This window comes from Miniphocaeibacter halophilus, assembly GCF_016458825.1.
Taxonomy (GTDB): Bacteria; Bacillota; Clostridia; order Tissierellales; family Peptoniphilaceae; genus Miniphocaeibacter; species Miniphocaeibacter halophilus.
Genome location: NZ_CP066744.1, coordinates 659,537 through 674,512, shown reverse-complemented (window position 1 = coordinate 674,512; position 14,976 = coordinate 659,537). Strand labels below are relative to the sequence as shown.

The 14,976-nt window shown below is 30.3% G+C and carries 13 protein-coding genes; 4 read left to right on the top strand and 9 right to left on the bottom strand.

What is annotated here, in order from left to right:
• Positions 1-53: 53 nt before the first annotated feature.
• A complete protein-coding gene (locus JFY71_RS03275) occupies positions 54-1,637 on the bottom strand; it encodes a cell wall-binding repeat-containing protein (protein ID WP_243661620.1) in 1,584 nt (527 codons plus the stop codon).
• Positions 1,638-1,792: 155 nt separating this feature from the next.
• On the opposite strand from JFY71_RS03275, the gene JFY71_RS03270 reads away from it, so the two are divergent.
• Entirely contained in the window at positions 1,793-2,152 is a 360-nt protein-coding gene (locus JFY71_RS03270) for an ArsR/SmtB family transcription factor (RefSeq protein WP_243661619.1), read from the top strand.
• Positions 2,153-2,160: 8 nt separating this feature from the next.
• Complete coding sequence (locus JFY71_RS03265) at positions 2,161-4,257, top strand: heavy metal translocating P-type ATPase (RefSeq protein ID WP_243661618.1); 2,097 nt, start codon at positions 2,161-2,163, stop codon at positions 4,255-4,257.
• Positions 4,258-4,326: 69 nt separating this feature from the next.
• Here the strand turns inward: JFY71_RS03265 and JFY71_RS03260 are convergent, their stop codons facing one another.
• From JFY71_RS03260 to JFY71_RS03250, 3 genes are read right to left on the bottom strand one after another with little or no spacing between them, the layout of a single operon-like run.
• Positions 4,327-4,938 (bottom strand): DUF3841 domain-containing protein, encoded by a 612-nt coding sequence (locus tag JFY71_RS03260; RefSeq protein WP_243661617.1) that lies wholly within the window; start codon positions 4,936-4,938, stop codon positions 4,327-4,329.
• A 20-nt stretch (positions 4,939-4,958) separates the two neighbouring features.
• Complete coding sequence (locus JFY71_RS03255) at positions 4,959-6,215, bottom strand: ABC transporter permease (protein ID WP_243661616.1); 1,257 nt, start codon at positions 6,213-6,215, stop codon at positions 4,959-4,961.
• Positions 6,215-7,147 carry an ABC transporter ATP-binding protein gene (locus JFY71_RS03250; RefSeq protein WP_243661615.1) on the bottom strand — a complete coding sequence of 311 codons (933 nt, stop codon included), beginning with the start codon at positions 7,145-7,147 and terminating at the stop codon, positions 6,215-6,217. The genes JFY71_RS03255 and JFY71_RS03250 overlap by 1 nt, the downstream gene beginning before the upstream one ends.
• A 129-nt stretch (positions 7,148-7,276) precedes the next feature.
• On the opposite strand from JFY71_RS03250, the gene rfbD reads away from it, so the two are divergent.
• Both rfbD and JFY71_RS03240 read left to right on the top strand, forming a co-directional pair.
• Positions 7,277-8,116, top strand: coding sequence for a dTDP-4-dehydrorhamnose reductase (rfbD, locus tag JFY71_RS03245; protein WP_243661614.1), 840 nt, complete (start codon positions 7,277-7,279; stop codon positions 8,114-8,116).
• Positions 8,117-8,125: 9 nt separating this feature from the next.
• Positions 8,126-9,385, top strand: a complete 1,260-nt coding sequence (locus tag JFY71_RS03240; protein ID WP_243661613.1) for a dicarboxylate/amino acid:cation symporter — start codon at positions 8,126-8,128, stop codon at positions 9,383-9,385.
• Positions 9,386-9,513: 128 nt separating this feature from the next.
• On the opposite strand, the gene JFY71_RS03235 is transcribed toward JFY71_RS03240, so the two are convergent.
• The 5 genes from JFY71_RS03235 to JFY71_RS03215 form a co-directional block, all read right to left on the bottom strand.
• A complete protein-coding gene (locus JFY71_RS03235) occupies positions 9,514-10,185 on the bottom strand; it encodes a flavin reductase family protein (RefSeq protein ID WP_243661612.1) in 672 nt (223 codons plus the stop codon).
• Positions 10,186-10,798: 613 nt separating this feature from the next.
• Complete coding sequence (gene ald, locus JFY71_RS03230; protein ID WP_243661611.1) at positions 10,799-11,911, bottom strand: alanine dehydrogenase; 1,113 nt, start codon at positions 11,909-11,911, stop codon at positions 10,799-10,801.
• Between the two features lie 153 nt (positions 11,912-12,064).
• Complete coding sequence (locus tag JFY71_RS03225) at positions 12,065-12,499, bottom strand: DUF188 domain-containing protein (RefSeq protein ID WP_243661610.1); 435 nt, start codon at positions 12,497-12,499, stop codon at positions 12,065-12,067.
• Positions 12,496-13,875, bottom strand: a complete 1,380-nt coding sequence (locus JFY71_RS03220) for a UDP-N-acetylmuramoyl-tripeptide--D-alanyl-D-alanine ligase (protein ID WP_243661609.1) — start codon at positions 13,873-13,875, stop codon at positions 12,496-12,498. Before JFY71_RS03220 ends, JFY71_RS03225 begins: the two co-directional genes overlap by 4 nt.
• Positions 13,876-13,878: 3 nt before the next feature.
• On the bottom strand, positions 13,879-14,955 hold the full coding sequence (locus JFY71_RS03215) for a D-alanine--D-alanine ligase family protein (protein WP_243661608.1): 1,077 nt from the start codon (positions 14,953-14,955) through the stop codon (positions 13,879-13,881).
• Positions 14,956-14,976 lie beyond the last annotated feature (21 nt).

Sequence of the window (14,976 nt, the reverse complement as noted above, 5' to 3'; positions counted from 1 at the left end):
TAAACAGTTTGTTTAATAAAAAAAATCGATATTGCCTTGCAATATCGATTTTTTTATTTATCTAAAAGACTTTTAATATTAGATTCAAGTTTTTTACTTATAGAGCTATTTCCACCTAGTATATATAGTGTATTAATTTTATTAGATTCTAAATAATTAATTTGAGAGTTTGATAGTTTATCTCCATTAACCAATATGATAGGAGCCTTAAGTCTATTGGATAAAGTAGTTCCCATTAAAGCATCTGCATAGTTATTACCAGAAGCAGTTAAAACGAAATCCGTGTTTTTAAAATATGAGTTAGCTATTGAAATAGATGTTGCATATCTATCTGTACCGGAAATACGGGATACTTTCTTACCTGACTTTTTAAGATTATCACCTATGGAAGCACTTATGGTATTTGTTCCACCTACTATAATAACTTCCTTTGCATTATTTAAAACCTTTCTTACAGAATCCGTTATTCTATTACCGTCTGTTAAAACTAAAGAATAATCATTTTGTAAGGCTACCGGTGTCATACTTAAGGAATCGGCAAAGATGTTACCATTTGCTAAAATCACTTTTGAATTATTATCTGATTTTTCAGCAACTAAAGCAGATGTGTCATATCTGTTAGGTCCTACTAAATTAATTAATTCAATACCCTTACTTTTCAAAGTATTTTTAAAACTATTTGGTAAAGCATTTCCGCCAACAGTATATATGGTTTTAATGCTACCGGATTCAACTGCAGAATTAATTTCTGAAGTAACTGTATTTGGTTTATTTATAAATAATTTTCCTTCTAATTGACCAGCTAATATAGATGCAATAATTGTATCGGGAAAACTTTGACCAGAAGAAATTATTGCTGTACTTGAATATACTCCTGCAGCCTTATTTATTAGCTTAGCTGTTTCATACCTGTCTGAACCTGCATATCGTATAACTGTTGAATAAGGAAAAGTATAAAGTTCATTCATATATTTTACTATATCTTCACCATATGTTTCACTAGGAGCCCAATTTGCACCAAGGGATTCAACAGTTGGACATTTACCAAAAATAGATGAAAAATGTCTAGGATCTGTAGTAGTTCCATTTCTCTTTAAGGCTGTAACATTATAAGAGTTTCCGTTTCCTTCTTCAAGATACCAATTATGCAAATCTGCAGAATATTTAGGATAACCGGATTTTCCGGCATACAATGCTAAGTGATCTACTTGAGCATAAATTCCATCAGACCAAGAATTAAACCTTTTATGAGCTTCTCCGTCATAGTCACCACCGCCAGCAGAATTTTTCATTCCACATGGATTGTTATAACTTGCATCTAAAACACCTGTAAATTTCATAAAATTGGTTTCCTTAGCTGATTGAGTATAGGTTACAGCCGGATCAACACCTCTTGCAAGGGATATATTATAAAAATCATTTGCTAAATCTATAAATAATTGATTAGCGCCTTTACTTTTAGCCCATTGCTTCATTTGATAAATAGTTGTAGTTGGTTTTCCAATTATGGGAGTTGAAGTAGTTGGTTGACTACCATTATCATTAGTAGTTTCATTAGCCAAGGAAATACTTGGAATTGAAATTAATAATGAAAAAATCATTAAATAACTTAAAAATCGTTTTATTTTTTTGTTCATAAAGTCCTCCTTCTAAAACTATATTATAATTTAAAAAAATATGCAAAAAATATATATATAAAAATAATTATAGTAGATATTGACAAAGTGAAATTAATATATTAAAATTAAATTAACAAATGAACAAGTATTCATATATTAAAATGAGGTGACTTATGAACTGTAAAAAAATATTGTCGGAAAATGGAAGTTTCATAGATAAGGATACTTCATTAAAGGTTTTTGAAAATTTACCTATTGATGAAGATATCTATGATTTAGCTGACTTTTATAAATTATTTGCCGACTCAACAAGATTAAAAATATTAATTGCTTTAGAGGAAGAAGAATTATGTGTAAGTGATTTAGCTACTATTTTAGATATGGGTCAATCGGCTATTTCCCATCAACTACGTGTATTGAAACAAGGAAGGCTTGTAAAAAACCGTAGGGATGGAAAGGTAATATATTATCAATTAGATGATGACCATATTAAAGAAATAATTAGTAGTGGTTTAGATCATATAAGAGAGTAGGTGGGAAAATGGTTGTATTTTTAAGGGGACTTAATTGTGCAAATTGTGCAGGAAAAATTGAAAGGGAAATAAAGAGTTTACCTAAGATTAAGTTTGCTAATTTAAATTTTATAAATAAGACCCTATTAATAGAGGCAGCAGACGGGGAAATGGAAGAAGTTTTATTAGAGGCTCAAAACATTGTAAAAAGAATAGAGCCGGATGTTGGTTTTGAAGTTTTAGAAGAGGATTACGATATAGATGAAGTTGAAGAGGAGAAAGATAACTCTTCAAAATTTGAAATTGCAAAAATGATTGTATCAGCAGCTTTATTACTTATATCCATATTTTTAAAAAACAGGAATATAGTTGCATCAATAGTTATAGGAATAATTTCATATATAATTGTAGGTTATAAAATTTTATATACAGCGTTAAGAAATATTTTAAAAGGGGAAGTTTTTGACGAAAACTTTTTAATGTCAATTGCTAGTTTGGGAGCAATTTTTATTGGGGAAATAACAGAAGGTATAGAGGTTATGTTGCTATATTCTGTAGGAGAATATTTACAGGATTTAGCTGTTGATAAATCTACAAGATCAATAAAGTCATTAGTTAAAATGAAACCTACTTTTGGTAATTTAGTAACCGGAGATACTGTGAGAAAAGTAAATCCAAAAGTATTACAAGTAGGAGATATAATAAAAATTTTACCTGGTGAGAAAGTTCCTGTAGATTCCGTTGTAACAAAAGGTAGCTCCTCCTTGGATACATCATCTATAACCGGTGAATCCATTCCTGTATATGTAGATATCGGTGATGAATTGGTTTCCGGTTCAATTAACAGTGAGGGTGTTTTAGAAGCAAGAGTTGAAAAAAGCTTCAAGGACTCAACAGTTAGTCAAATACTTGAAATGGTACAAAATGCAAGTAGTAGAAAATCTAAAACAGAAAACTTCATTACTGTATTTGCTAAGTACTATACTCCAATTGTAGTTGTTTTAGCAGCTGTAATTGCAGTTTTACCACCACTTATTACAGGTGCTGCCTTTAAGGATTGGATATATACAGCTTTAACATTTTTAGTTATTTCCTGTCCTTGTGCAATAGTTTTATCAGTACCACTAACATATTTTGCAGCAATTGGTGTTGGTTCAAGACATGGAATACTAATAAAGGGCTCAAATTATGTAGACACTATGTCCCAAGTTGACACAATTATATTTGATAAAACCGGAACTTTAACAAAGGGAGAATTTAAGGTTACTAATATAATAGGTAAAAATAATAACGAAGAATTAATTATAAAAATAGCCAAAAAACTAGAGGAACATTCAAATCACCCTATTGCAAAATCCATAAAGGAATACTATACAAAAGAAGTGGATTTAAATATTGAAAATATTACAGAAGTTCCAGGTAGGGGAATATCAGGTAAATTAAATAATCAAAAGGTTCTTTTAGGAAATGAAAGACTTTTGGTGGAAAATGGTATAAAACCGGAAAAAGTAAATTCTATTGGAACAGTTTTATATTTAGCAGTTGGAAAAGAATATATGGGCTCAATAGAAATAAATGATTCAATTAAAGATGATACAGTTAAATCATTAAAGGAATTAAGAGAGCTTGGTGTAAAAAAATTATTGATGTTAACAGGCGATAGGGAAGAAGTAGCTAAAGATATAGCCAATAAACTGGAACTAGATGGTTTTAAAGCTGGATTATTACCACAGGATAAGGTAAATAATTTTGAAGATATAAAAAATAGAGCAGAAGGTAAAGTTGCCTTTGTTGGAGATGGTACTAACGATGCACCTGTTTTAAGACTTTCAGATGTAGGCATTTCAATGGGGGAATTCGGGTCAGATGCAGCAATAGAATCCAGCGATGTTACAATTATGGGAGAGGAAATGAATAAGGTTCCTCTATTCATGAAAATTTCTAAAAAAACAAAAACCATAGCTATAGAAAACATTGTTTTTTCACTAGGGGTTAAAATAATAGTTATGATTTTAGGTGTAATTGGATATGCTAATATGTCTATGGCTGTTTTTGCAGATGTAGGTGTAGCCTTACTAGCTGTTTTAAATGCTATGAGAGTAATGTTAATAAAAGAGAATATATAGATTTTTAGATAAGTATATAAGAAAAAAAGGAATGAATTTCATATAAAATGATATCCACTCCTTTTTTTACTATATACTTAGATTTTTTTCCTTTAAATAGTATTTCATAGGAATACTATTGCCATATTCTACTATTTCTAGAATATTTTCCTTTTTTATTTCCCAAATATTTCCCTGTAAAGAAAAATTTGTAGAGTCCTTAATATCAAAAATTCGATGCCAACTCGATACTATTTCCTCTTGTTCTTCCTTGTAGAAATTTGAAATATTACTATGAAAAATATCGTATTGGTTATTTATGCCTTTTAGCTTAAGTTTTTCCCTGTATTTAATTAAATCCTCTTCATTTTTCGGAAGATAAATAAGATTTAGAACATAGTCCCATTTACCACCATCAAAGAGTATAATTTTATCATCAGGAATATCGAGTATATAGACTATTTCTGTTTCAGTAGGCCTAAAAGTAGCTTCAACACTTGTACTACACCATATTGGATACTCTACATCAGAAGGTTTGGAAACTATTTTATCTGCTTCTTTTACAAACCAATCATAACATCTAAGAAAAATATCGGAAATATCGTCAAAATGGTCTTCTATATATTTTTTCTTGTTAATAAATCTTCCGTTTTTTTCAATTAATTCTAATGATTTAATATCTTGACATGTATATAAAAGCATAATAACTCCTTTATATAATTTTAATCTTGTTTTTGGAATAATTTTGTTACTGTTTTAAAAAATCCCATTTTATTTCCATAATTTAAAGTTCCCATACGGTATATTTTTATAGATATAAAGGCTAAAATAATTGTCGTTATTATTAATAGGGCAATAGAAAGTAGCATTTGATATATAGGAACTTCAGTCATTGTGTATCTTACAAAAAATGACATAGGTGATGAAAAAGGAATAATAGATGCAATTTTCATAACCATGCTTTCAGGCATTTGAATTCCAAAAGAGGTTACAAGGAAACTTGCAACAAATATTATTTGTATTGGTCCTGTTGCATTTCCTACATCTTCAACCCTACTAACTAAGGCACCAAAAGCAGCGTATAAGAAGAAATACATTAAACATCCTAATACGATAAACAATAGGAAAACTGCAATGGCTTCAAAGCTAAGTCCTTCCTTTAACAATTCTACTATTTCTGCTGGATAGTAGGATTTGTTAATTGTAAAACCAAGAAAGCCTGCTACTATTATAATAAATAATTGTAAAAAGCTAGTTAATGTTGAAGCAAATACCTTACCAACAATTAGGTTTTTAGCAGAAGTATTGGTAATAAGTATTTCCATTGTACGGTCATTTTTCTCCCTAGCTACTAAAGTCGCTACAGAATTACCAAATAGAAGAACTACCATATATACAATAAACATTCCAACATAGGCAAATATAAAACCGGTTATACCGTTTTTTCCTAAATTAACTATTTCAAAGGATATTTCCTGGTTAGAAGCGGAATCGACTTTCATAGGGTCAATTCCTTCAGAGGCAAGTTGTTCGTCCCTAAGTACCTTATTTAAACCTTCTTGAACCAGTATATTGTTTTGGCTGTATAGTGAAATGTTCTTAACTATTTCCTTAAAGGAGCTTTTTGATTCAAAATAATATCCGGATTCTATTTCCTCATTATTAACAGCTTCTTCTAATTCCTTTACAGAATTATATTTAATAGGTTCTCCAAAATAAATAAGATTTCCAACAATACTTTCATCTATTACATTATTATTAATAGCGTAACCAATTTTGTCCAAATCGTCATTTTCTTCAATATTCTCAACAGCATTTTCTGTAGAATCAACTGATGAAGAATCAAAAACATCAAAAAATCTTGGAATAAAAGTTAGTAGTAGGACTAATACTGCAAAAATTAAAGTTGTGTAAATTATGGATTTCTGTTTTAATCTATTTAAAAATTCAAATTTAAAAACCGAAAATAAATCTCTCATTAATTATTTCCTCCTTCATTATCAAAATTATATTCCTTGTCTAATTTTATGAAAATATCCTCTAATGAAGGGGTATATTTTGTATACAGATCTATTTCATAATCTTTATTCAATATATCCTGCAAAAGTTCCATAGGTTTATAATTGCCTATAAGTTCAATAATTGCCGATTTGTCATCATAGGAAATATTTATATTTTTATTTTCATTTAAGCTTCTTTCTAATTGGTCAGGACCAAGATTTTTTATATTAAGTCTAATTTTATTTTCACCTAATTTATTTTTCAATACATTTAAATCACCGGTTTCAATAATACGACCATTTTTTATAAAGGTAATATCGTCGCAAAATTCTTCAACATAACCCATTTGGTGACTTGAAAAAATAACCAGCTTATTTTTAGCTATAAGCTCCTTAATTAAATCCTTGAATATTTGAGAATTAACCGGGTCAAGTCCGCTAAAGGGCTCGTCTAATATAACAATATCAGGGTCATCTATAACAGCCTGTATAATTTGAATCTTTTGTTGGTTTCCCTTTGATAAGGTTTCTAAATTTTTGTTTCCATATTCGGAAAGGCCCATATAATCTACCCAATATTCTGCAGATTTTTTAGCTTCTTTAGAGGACATTCTCTTTAGTTCGCCTAAATATGCTAGCTGGTCTATTATTTTTATTTTTCCATATAGTCCTCTTTCTTCAGGCAAATATCCGATTTTATAATTTTCCCTTATGAATTTTTTACCATCAATAATAAATTCACCGAAATCAGGCTTAAAAACATCCATCAATGTTCTAATTGTTGTTGTTTTTCCAGAGCCATTTCTTCCAAGAAAGCCCATAGCACGTCCACTTTCAATAGAAAAATTAACATCATGTAATATATGTTTTCCGGAAAAACTCTTGTTAATATTAACTAATTCTAATTTCATACTTCCTCCCACTTTACTGAATTACAGTATAGATTTTACCAGATATAAATAAATTAATATATAAATTATTATATAAATTGATTTTATTGTATAATAAACATTATATTGTAATTAAAGGAGGAGAATATTATGGCTTATGGAACGCAGGTTTGGATAACAGGAGCTAATGGAAGAATTGGTAGAGAACTAACTAAGTTATTAAATCCAATGGATTATGAAATATTTGCAACAGACATTGATGAAGTAGATATTACAGATTCAAAAAGGGTAAATATTTTTGTCGATATTAATAGACCGGATGTAATAATTAATTGTGCCGGTTTAACAGATATTGATAATTGTGAAAAAAATATAGAAACAGCATTTAGGGTAAATGCCATAGGGGCTAAAAATTTGGCAATAGCTGCTAATAGAATTAATGCAAAAATTATTCAGTTATCAACAGACGATGTATTTGGAGGGGATAGTAAAACACCCTATAGAGAATATGATTTAACTAATCCTCAAACCGTATATGGAAAGTCAAAGGCCTTAGGTGAGGAATATATTAAAGAGTTTTCCCACACATACTTCATATTGAGAAGTTCTTGGTTGTATGGAGGGGGAAATAAATATGTGGAAAACATTATTGAAGAAGGTAAGAAAAATGGGAAGGTAGTTGTGGCTTCAAATCAAATAGGAAGTCCAACCAGTTCAACTGAACTTGCTAAATTTATTTTAAGGATTATAGATTCCTACGATTATGGCTTGTATCATACTGCCTGTGAAGGAAAATGTAGTAGAAAAGAATTTGCTGAAAAAGTATTAGAGTTAGCTAATATTAAGGCTGATGTAGAAGAAGTAGACAATCATCTTGATTTTAACAAAAGACCAAGTTATTCAGCATTGGATAATTTTCTTTTAAGTATTACAAATATCTATAAATTTCCTAAATGGGAAGATGCATTAAAAGACTATATTAATAAGTAGGGAGAGAAAATGGAAAAGAAGGAAAGAAAAAAATTAGGATTGACCAGTAAAATATTTATAGCATTAATAGCTGGAGCAATTCTAGGAATTATTATAAATAAATTTTCGACTAGTGAATTTATTAGTGAATATATTGTAGAGGGAGTATTTTATGTAATAGGGCAAGGGTTTATTAGAGGAATGCAAATGCTTGTTGTACCACTTGTATTCGCTTCTTTAGTTACAGGAAGTATGAGTATGGGAGACACGACTAAGCTTGGGAAAATTGGAATAAAAACCATGGCATTTTACCTTGTAACGACGGCTTTAGCTATAGCTATAGCCCTAGGTGTAGCTAATATAATAAATCCTGGATTGAATTTAAATTTACCATTGCCGGAAGCGGGAACCGGGGAAGTTGTAGAAAGTATGGATATGAGGGAAACCATTCTAAATATTATTCCGACAAATCCAATATCCGCAATGGCTAACGGAGAAATGCTGCAAATTATTATCTTCGCATTAATTGTAGGGGTAATTCTTGCAAAATTAGGGGAAAAAGCAAAGGGTTTTGCCAATATAATGGTGGAATTAAACGATATAATGATGGAAATGACAATGTTTGTTATGAAATTTGCTCCTATTGGGGTATTTGCTTTAATAACCAGAACTTTTTCAAATATAGGTTTAGACGCTATTACACCAATATTTAAATACATGATTTCAGTAGTAACCGGATTGGGAGTACAATTATTCCTAGTATACTTGGTATTATTATTTATATTAGCTAGGGTAAATCCATTTAAGTTTTTAAGGAAATTTGCTCCGGTTATGGGCTTTGCTTTTTCAACAGCAAGCTCAAACGCCACTATTCCACTTAATATAAATAAATTGGAAGAAATGGGAGTTTCAAAAAAGGTATCATCTTTTACAATTCCTCTTGGTGCTACTATAAATATGGATGGAACTGCAATAATGCAAGGTGTTGCAGTAGTTTTTATGGCACAGGCTTATGGAATAAACCTTACTATAGCTGATTATGGAACAGTTATTTTAGCAGCTACACTAGCATCTGTTGGAACAGCAGGAATTCCTTCAGTAGGGCTAGTAACCTTGACTATGGTATTAAGCTCTGTAGGACTACCAACAGAAGGTATCGCTTTAATAATGGGAATAGACAGAATACTGGACATGGCTAGAACAGCTATTAATATTACAGGAGATGCTGTTTGCTCAACTGTAATTGCAAAACAAGAAGGATTACTTAATTTAGACAGGTTTAACTTGTAAGTATTTTAAGATAATCAATTATAACATCTAAAAAGGTTCTGTAATAAAAATAGTGCTGATGAGAATAAAACTCGTCAGCACTATTTTATTGGAAATAAATGAATAGATAATTCTATTTGTTTTGTAATCTAGGGAATTGGGTCGCCCTGCTCCAATATTCCAGGTCCGAAGGGAGTTATTTCTCCTGTTTCCGGATTGGTAGGTTGGTCAATATAAAATAAAAAACCTTTCTTTCCGTATCTGCCTAGTTTAGTTTGGTCATAGTGCTGGCTATCCATACAAATATTGACGGCTCTCACTGCAATCGCCACTTCTTTACTTCCTTCGAAAAGTTCATGTTCCCATAAATATTCGCATTCTATATTCAAAAAGCATTCCTTGATTTGCGGTGCATTGACTTTTGAGGCTTTCTCTGCCGTTAAGCCAGATGCGGTGATTTCATCTGTTTCAAACTGATTATTATTAATTGTTTTAACACATCGGTCATAAATATCATTTGAAGGGAAATTTAATACACAGACTTTTGTTTCTTTTAGTGATTGATACATATGTCCGTCTTTATTGACTTTTCCCAAAATACAGATAAAGTTGTCAATTCCGCTTCCCATAAAGCTAGACCAAGAGTGTAGACAGGCATTTTCCTTTCCGTTCGATTTCCAGCCAGTAACAACGAATACCAATGATGGAATGGATGTAACAAAATCATACCATGATAAATTGCCACAATACTTCATGTATTGCTCAATATCATATCCGGCAAGTTTTTCCGGTCTTTTAAAAATAGAAATTTCCTTTTTCATAATGAATTCCTCTCTTTTTAGACATAACAACAGTATATTACATTACTTACATTGGTCTAATATGTTTTTTGCATTTAGGTAAACTTTATCGACTTACTCAAGAGTTTTATAACCTTTATTGTATTTCTGTAACTTAGTATCCATTAGAGTAAGTAATTACTATTAATTGTGAATGCGTTACCCTTACTTTTATAAAAGAATTGTAATGATAGCGATTAGACGGTCTATTTTATGTGATTAGCTTTACATCATTATAACATTAGGATAAGCGTAAGTCTTCTTTATTTTCTAGCCTTTCCTCGAAGTGAAGAAACTAATGAAAAATACCGTCTATTTGTCCTTTTAAACGGTATCTATTGTGTCTTGGTGCTTTGATTTGTGTTGAATATTGTAAAAGAGAGTAACAAATCTTTTACTATATAGAATTGATTTCACCTTGTGCCCTTTAGGGGTTTATTATCTAGTAAATATTTTTATCTTGAATCACTCTTCTTTTTCGGTTTTCTTTCATCAAGACTATTTAATGAAAAATCCCATAAAGAAGGAGCTTTTATCAAATAAAGATAAAAGCCCCTTTTTATTTTAGGTGTTGCATTTAATTTTAGAATCTATCTTATAATAAACTAGATAAAGGTGTATATATTTTTTGTTGGTCATCAGCTACTTGTTTAATTGTTAATTTTCCATTAATTGTGTTTACTCCCTTATAAATAGCCGAATTTTCCGAGGCTGCTTTTAGTATTCCCTTATTAGCAATTTCCAAAGCATATGGTAATGTGCTATTAGTTAAAGCGTAGGTAGAAGTACGTGGAACAGCTCCAGGCATATTTGTAATAGCGTAATGAATTATGCCATGTTTAATATAAGTTGGATTGTCATGGGTTCCAACCCTGTCTGTAGTTTCAAAAATTCCACCTTGGTCAATTGCTATATCGACAATAACAGAACCGGGTCTCATACTTTTTACCATTTCTTCAGTTACTAGTATAGGTGCTCTTTTTCCAGGTACTAAAACTGCACCTATTACTAAGTCCGCTTCAGCAACGGATTTTTTTATAGTATAGGGATTGGAAATAAGTGTTTGGATTCCATTTCCAAAAATGTTTTCCAGCTCTGCTAGACGAGAGGTTTTTATATCTAATATTGTAACTCTAGCTCCTAGTCCTATAGCAACTTTAGCTGCATTTAATCCGGAAACACCACCGCCAATAATAGTTACCTTTCCACGTTCAACACCGGGAACGCCAGCTAAAAGGATTCCTGAACCCTTATTTGTTTTTTGAAGGTATTGAGTACCAATTTGTGTTGCCATACGTCCTGCAACTTCGGACATAGGTGTTAACAAAGGTAGGCTACCATTAGGTAATTGTACAGTTTCATAGGCAACGGTTGTAATTTTTTTATCTAAAAAAACATCGGTTAATTCACTGTTAGGGGCTAAATGGAAATAGGAAAATAAAATTAAACCTTCACGTAAAAATTTATATTCTTCTTCTGTTGGTTCTTTAACTTTTATAACCATTTCAGTGTTCCAAACTATTTCGGGATTATCTATGATTTTAGCTCCTACTTCTTCATATTCTTTATTTGGAAAACCTGATTCTAAACCAGCATCTTTTTCTATTAATACTTCGTGTCCAGCATTAACTAATGCCATAGCACCAGCAGGTGTTAATGCTACACGATCTTCGTTATTCTTTATTTCTTTTAAAACTCCTATTAGCATATTGTTAAAAGCTCCTTCTTTTTATTGTATTTACATATTATACAATATTGTAAGGCTAAAAGCATAGCTTTATATAAAAAAATTTAATTTTTTTCAAAATAATTTTATATTTAATATAAAAACAGAAATATTTTTTTGAAAAATACTTCTGTTTTAAGCTTCACTTATTAATTTGTAAAGAGACTTTTCAAAAGTTAAGTCATCATTTTTATTTCTTTTTTTAATTCTAGTATTGAAAATGTTGTTTTTTCTATTTAATTTATTAATATGTCTATTAAATAGAAGAAAATCTATATTATTGTTATTGATTATATTACCACTAAAACCAATGACCTTAGCTTTTTTACTTAAAGCTATTGAAGCAAGTCCAATATCGTTAGTTACAAGTATGTCTTTTTTTGATATATTATTTAAAATGTAAATATCGGCAGCATCCGGCTCTTGTGAAACAGTTACTATATTGCCATAGTCTATATTTAATTGGTGATTATAATCTTTAACAATGGTAGTTTCAATATTATTTTCTTTTGCAATCTTTATTGTGTTTTTTATTACAGGACAACTATCTCCATCTATAAATATCATCATAGTTTAGAGTATTCTTTTAATGATTCTACTATATATTCCAGACGCATACCCCTTGAAGCCTTTACCATTACAAGGGTATTAGGAATTATATATTTAGTCAGGGTTTTAATTAATTCATCTCTACTGTCAAAGTGAAAAGCGTGGTCCTCAGGAAAATTATCCTTTGCTTTTTTAAATATATTATAGGCTAGGTCTCCGACAACGAAGAGAAAGTCTATTTTATCAGGATTTATTTCTTCTCCAATTTTTTCATGTATTACAACTTCATTTTTACCTAAGTCCAACATATCCCCAATTACTGCAATTTTCCTGTCATAATTTTTTAAAGTATAGACAATATCTAAACAGGAATCCAAACTTTGAGGATTTGATTTATAGCTATCGTTTAAAATATCAAAGCCTGGAAGGTGAATTAATTCGTTTCGCATACCTGTTAAATTAATATCTTTTAAACCCTTGGCTATAGTGGAATAATCAAGTCCAAAGAATTCAGATATAATAATGGAAATACCACCGTTATAAACTTGATGATTTCCAAGTAGTGGAACGGTATACAGATGATCTTCTAGGGAAAAAGTTACTCCAGAACCGTCATAGCTTAAAGGTTCTATTACATAGTCATTATCTTGGTTAAGTCCATAAGTAAAGGTTCTTTCCGGTAAAATAAATTCTTTTACAACTTCTTTTAATGTAACATCATCGCCATTATAAAAGAATATGCCGTCAGCCTTTAAGCCTTCTAAAATTTCCAGTTTAGCCCTGGCAATATTTTCCCTGGTTTTTAATTTTAATAAATGAGAGTCTCCAATATTTGTAATTAAGGCTATATCGGGTTTACAAATATCGGTTAAGAAAGATATTTCTCCAAAATCTTCAGTACCAAGTTCAAGTACTGCAACTTCTGCATCTTCATCTAATGCTAAAATTGTTTTAGGTAAACCTATTTCATTATTAAAGTTTTTTTGAGTTTTTTGTACTTTAAATTTTTCCTTTAATATACTTGATAAAATATCCTTTGTAGTTGTTTTTCCATTAGAACCTGTAATAGCAATAACTTTACAATCTAAAGACAATCTATAATTTTTAGCAAGTTCTATCATGGCCTTGTAAGTATCATCAACTAAAACTACTGGAATATTATTGTCTGGTAAAAATCTTTTTTTCTCCCAAAGTATAGCTGATGCTCCTTTTTCAATAGCTGAAAGAGCATATTCATGGCCGTCAAAATTATCACCAACTAAAGGTATAAATAAATTTCCCCTTTCAACAGTACGTGAGTCGGTGGAAATTCCTTTAATAGGTATTTCATTATGGGCTACATTATATATTTTTCCTGAGCACATATTTGCAATATCAATTAGATTTTTTTCTATCATATTCTATATTTCCTTAACTAAAGTTTTATTTTTTTCGTATCTTTTAATAGCGTAAGCTATTAATCTATCAAGTAAATCTGAAAATTCAGAATTATCTGTTACTTTCCACAACATAGTTGTCATTGAGTGGTTAGTCATACCAGGCGAGGTATTTATTTCGTTTACCAGCATTTTTCTATCACTATCTCTTAAAAATATATCCACTCTTGCTAGTCCTGAACAATTGCATGTAGTATATACTTTTTTTGCAAGGTTTTGAACAAATTCCGTTTCTCCTTCTTCTAATTCGAAGGGTACTATATGAATTGTATTATCATCAAAATATTTGCCTTCATAGTTATAGAACTCCTGTTGAACTCTGGAAATACCAGGTAAGGAGGCAATAGGCTCTTCATTTCCTATAACAGAAATTTGTAATTCATCTCCAAAAACAGCTTCTTCCAACAGTATTTTATTATCGTATTTAAAGGCAGTTTCAATTGCTGAATATATATTTGATTTTTCTTTTACACAAGTTACACCAATTGATGATCCTGCATTACAGGGTTTAACGTAAATTGGAAGTCCTAAGTATTCTATAATAGAGTTGATATTTTCTTCGTCATTTTCGTCATAGTATTCCTTTACCAATAGACGATATTTTGCTTGAGGAATATTATTTTCTTCAAAGAGTTGATTAGTTATGGCCTTGTCCATACATAAGGCTGACGAAAGAACTCCATTTCCTACATAAGGTACCTTTAGCATTTCTAAAAAGCCTTGTAATACACCATCTTCTCCATAGGTTCCATGGATAATTGGAAATATTACATTATCTTCATTTTCTTTGTAATAAGAATTTAAAAATTGACTTATTGAATTTGCTAAAGAAAGCTCAGTTTCAACAAATAGGTCTTTATAATCCTCGATTTTTTTATCACATTTACCATAAGGAATCCATTTTCCTTCTTTATTGACATAAACAGGGTAAACATTATATTTATTTCTGTCTAAACTGTTAATTACATTAGTGGCACTTAAAAGTGAAACCTCATGTTCAACACTAATACCACCATAAATAACATAAATATTTTTTTGCATTTAATAATCTCCAATCTAAGA